Genomic DNA, 3,006 nt, shown 5'->3' on the forward strand with positions numbered 1-3,006 from the left:
TAGCCGCAGACGACGAGCTTCGGTTTCGTCTCGCGGGCAACCTTCCGCAGCGCGTCGAAGTCGATGGCGCCCGTCGCGGGATCGGTCTTGTAGCGGACGAAGTTGAAGAGCCGGCCCATATGCGAGACCGGCGCGCCGTGCGTCAGATGCCCGCCATGGGAGAGATCCATCGCGAGGATCGTATCGCCGGGTTCGAGAAGACCCAGATAGACGGCCTGGTTCATCGGCGAACCCGACAGCGGCTGGACATTGGCATGTTCCGCACGGAAGAGCGCTTTGGCGCGATCGCGGGCCAGCGTCTCGATGCGGTCGGTGTAGTCCTGCCCGCCGTAATAGCGCCGGCCCGGATAGCCCTCCGAGTATTTGTTGGTGAAGGCGGAACCCAGAAGCGTCAGCACTTCCGGGAAGGCGTAGTTTTCAGAGGGAATGAGTTCGAGGCCGGCGCGTTGGCGGGCTTCTTCGCCCTTCAGGGCGAGATAAATGTCGTTATCCGATTGCGCAAGCCTGGTGCGTTCCGCCGCATCGCTCATGATCTTTCCTTTCGACAGCCAAAAACAAAAACGCCCGGCCAGCATTCTCATGTGCTGCCCAGGCGATCGGCTGGTAGATCGGTCTCCGCGCTCCCCGATGGTTGCCCATCTCATATCGCCAGTCGCGCGGAGGATATGTGCGACCGAGGTCACAAAAAATTTAGGACGGACCGGCTCCCGCGTCAAATAGACTGACCGGCAATCAAGCCAGGGGAGAGGGTGTCATGTGGAAGAGCTGGAGAATATGGGCGGTCGTTCTGGCCGCCTTCGCAATCGGTCAGCTCAATCCGATCGGCGAGGTCTACTGGAAGCTCGCCGAGTGGAAGCTGCCGCAGATCAAAGCCGAAAGCCTTTCCAGGCCGTCGCCTTTCGAAGGTATTCCGCATGACAAGTGGATCGGCCAGACGGAACACGCTTTCGCCGTCGACGACATCAATCCGGTCGCGCCGGTGCATTTTCTGGTGATCCCGAAGCATCGTTATACGTCGATACTCGAAACGCCGCCCGACATCGTCAGCAAGATGGTCCAGCTCGGGCTTAAGCTCGCGCGCGAGCGCGGCATCGCCGACAGCGGCTTTCGTATTGTCGTCAACACCAACCCGCAAGGCGCGCAAACCGTCTACCACCTCCACATGCATTTCATTGGTGGACGGCAAATGCGCGCCAAGGGATAGGGTGCTTAGAACTCCTGGTTGAAGTTCAGAATCTCACGCAGTTCGTCCGTCTTTATGACACGTCCTTCGCTGCCGAGCTCGTTGATGAGCCTCAGGATACGGGCCGGCAGCGCGAGCCATTCGCGCTCCTCGTCGGGATAGACTTCCATGTACTGATCGGCGAACGAGCTGTCCTCGACCGATTGGAGCGCCGCATCGATCTCCAGCCGTTCCATCAAACCGTTCTCCACCATCCGATCGAGCAGGACGCCCGCGCAGTGGAAAAGGCCTGTAATCAACAGTTCCGTGTGTCTCAATCGTGGTCTGACATCCATTGCATAGCCCCCGATCTTACCCGTTCATGACCCCCCGCGATTGGCGAACGACTTCGCCATCGCCGAAAAAGGATATTTCAGTGTGAATGGAATTCAAGCCGAATGGCCGACATTGAAAATATATTTCGCCTCAATACAGTAATAGTCGTTTCACTTTAGAATAAATGTAAGTATCTTTTACGCGGGTATCGAACAGAATTCACAATCCAAGAATTCGCTTGGCAATGATGTTTTTCTGAATTTCATTCGATCCGCCATAGATCGATTGCGCGCGGGCGCCGAGATAGCGCGCGACGGCGGGCGCGGCGCCGGATGGAAGCGGTGTATTGTCGGTCCAGAGCGGCGCCGTGGAATCGGCAAAGGTCGGCATCGCATAGGGGCCGAAAACATCCCGTCCGAGTTCCGTTATGTCCTGTGCGAGCTCGGTCGCGATGATTTTCAGGATCGAGGATTCTTCGCCCGGGGCGCCGCCTTCCGCGATGGTGGAGAGCGTGCGAAGGACGGTGAGTTCGAGCGCTTCGAGCCGTGCTTCGAGATCGGCGAGCTTCGCCCGGAAAGCTGGATCGGCGATCAGGCGCGCGCCGTCGGTCTCCGTTTCTTCGGCGCAGGCGCGAATATCCTCGAGCTGCTTTCGCTTGCCCGCGACATGAGCATAGGAGGTACGCTCATGGCCGAGGAGATAGTTGGCGTAGGTCCAGCCCTTGCCTTCCTCGCCGATGCGGTTCGCGGCCGGCACGCGCACACTCTCGAAGGTGACGCTGTTCAGCGAATGCTTGCCGTCGATGGTGATGATTGGGTTCACCGCGACGCCCGGCGTCTTCATGTCGATGCAGAGGAAGGTGATGCCTTCCTGCTTCTTGCCGGAATTGTCGGTGCGGAGCAGGCAGAAGATCCAGTCGGCATGCTGGGCGAGGCTCGTCCAGATCTTCGTGCCGTCGACGATGTAGTCGTCGCCGTCGCGCACCGCCGCGCATTGGAGCGAGGCGAGATCGGAGCCCGAACCCGGCTCCGAATAGCCCTGCGCCCAGAAGGTCGTACTGTCGAGAATGCCGGGCAGCCAGCGCTTCTTCTGCTCCTCCGTGCCGAAGGTGTAGATCACGGGGCCGACGTAGAGGAGGCCCATCGGCACGACATTGAGCGCGCCGGCGCGTTCAAGCTCCTCGTCGAAAATGTATTTCTGATTGGCCGTCCAGCCGGTGCCGCCATCCGCCTTCGGCCAGTTGACGGCGAGCCAGCCCTTTGCGGCCAGCGCGCGTTCCGATCGCTGATAATCCTCTTTCGACGCCGAATGGCCCCGCGTCATCTTCTCGACGATGTCGCGTGGGTATTCGCGCTCGAAAAACTCGCGCACCGTCAGCCTGAACTCTTCGTCGGCTTTCGAGAATGAGAAGTCCATCGGTCCGTCCCTTGATCAATTTCTTGTTGGGAGAATTCTAGCGGTTCGCCGGGACAGCATCCAAAGCAAAAGGGCCGGCGTTTCCGCCGGCC

3 protein-coding genes, 1 pseudogene and 1 riboswitch are annotated in these 3,006 nt (G+C 59.6%); of the genes and pseudogenes, 1 reads left to right on the plus strand and 3 read right to left on the minus strand.

What is annotated here, in order from left to right:
* A pseudogene (glyA, locus tag VMR03_RS05865) lies at window positions 1–530 on the minus strand (serine hydroxymethyltransferase); the annotation flags it as partial.
* Window positions 531–579: 49 nt separating this feature from the next.
* Window positions 580–666: riboswitch (ZMP/ZTP riboswitch) on the minus strand.
* A gap of 88 nt (window positions 667–754) precedes the next feature.
* Here glyA and VMR03_RS05870 point away from each other — a divergent pair.
* On the plus strand, window positions 755–1,204 hold the full coding sequence (locus tag VMR03_RS05870; RefSeq protein ID WP_325403193.1) for an HIT domain-containing protein: 450 nt from the start codon (window positions 755–757) through the stop codon (window positions 1,202–1,204).
* A gap of 5 nt (window positions 1,205–1,209) precedes the next feature.
* On the opposite strand, the gene VMR03_RS05875 is transcribed toward VMR03_RS05870, so the two are convergent.
* Window positions 1,210–1,419 (minus strand): hypothetical protein, encoded by a 210-nt coding sequence (locus VMR03_RS05875; protein ID WP_325403195.1) that lies wholly within the window; start codon window positions 1,417–1,419, stop codon window positions 1,210–1,212.
* Between the two features lie 298 nt (window positions 1,420–1,717).
* Window positions 1,718–2,914 carry an acyl-CoA dehydrogenase family protein gene (locus VMR03_RS05880; protein ID WP_325403197.1) on the minus strand — a complete coding sequence of 399 codons (1,197 nt, stop codon included), beginning with the start codon at window positions 2,912–2,914 and terminating at the stop codon, window positions 1,718–1,720.
* Window positions 2,915–3,006 lie beyond the last annotated feature (92 nt).

It is taken from the genome of Parvibaculum sp., assembly GCF_035511255.1.
Taxonomy (GTDB): domain Bacteria; phylum Pseudomonadota; class Alphaproteobacteria; order Parvibaculales; family Parvibaculaceae; genus Parvibaculum.

What these genes read in the sequence shown, in the direction of transcription:
- VMR03_RS05870 (WP_325403193.1), top strand. Translation starts at nt 755, where the DNA reads ATGTGGAAGAGCTGGAGAATATGGGCGGTCGTTCTGGCCGCCTTCGCA.
- VMR03_RS05875 (WP_325403195.1), bottom strand. Translation starts at nt 1,419, where the DNA reads ATGGAACGGCTGGAGATCGATGCGGCGCTCCAATCGGTCGAGGACAGC.
- VMR03_RS05880 (WP_325403197.1), bottom strand. Translation starts at nt 2,914, where the DNA reads ATGGACTTCTCATTCTCGAAAGCCGACGAAGAGTTCAGGCTGACGGTG.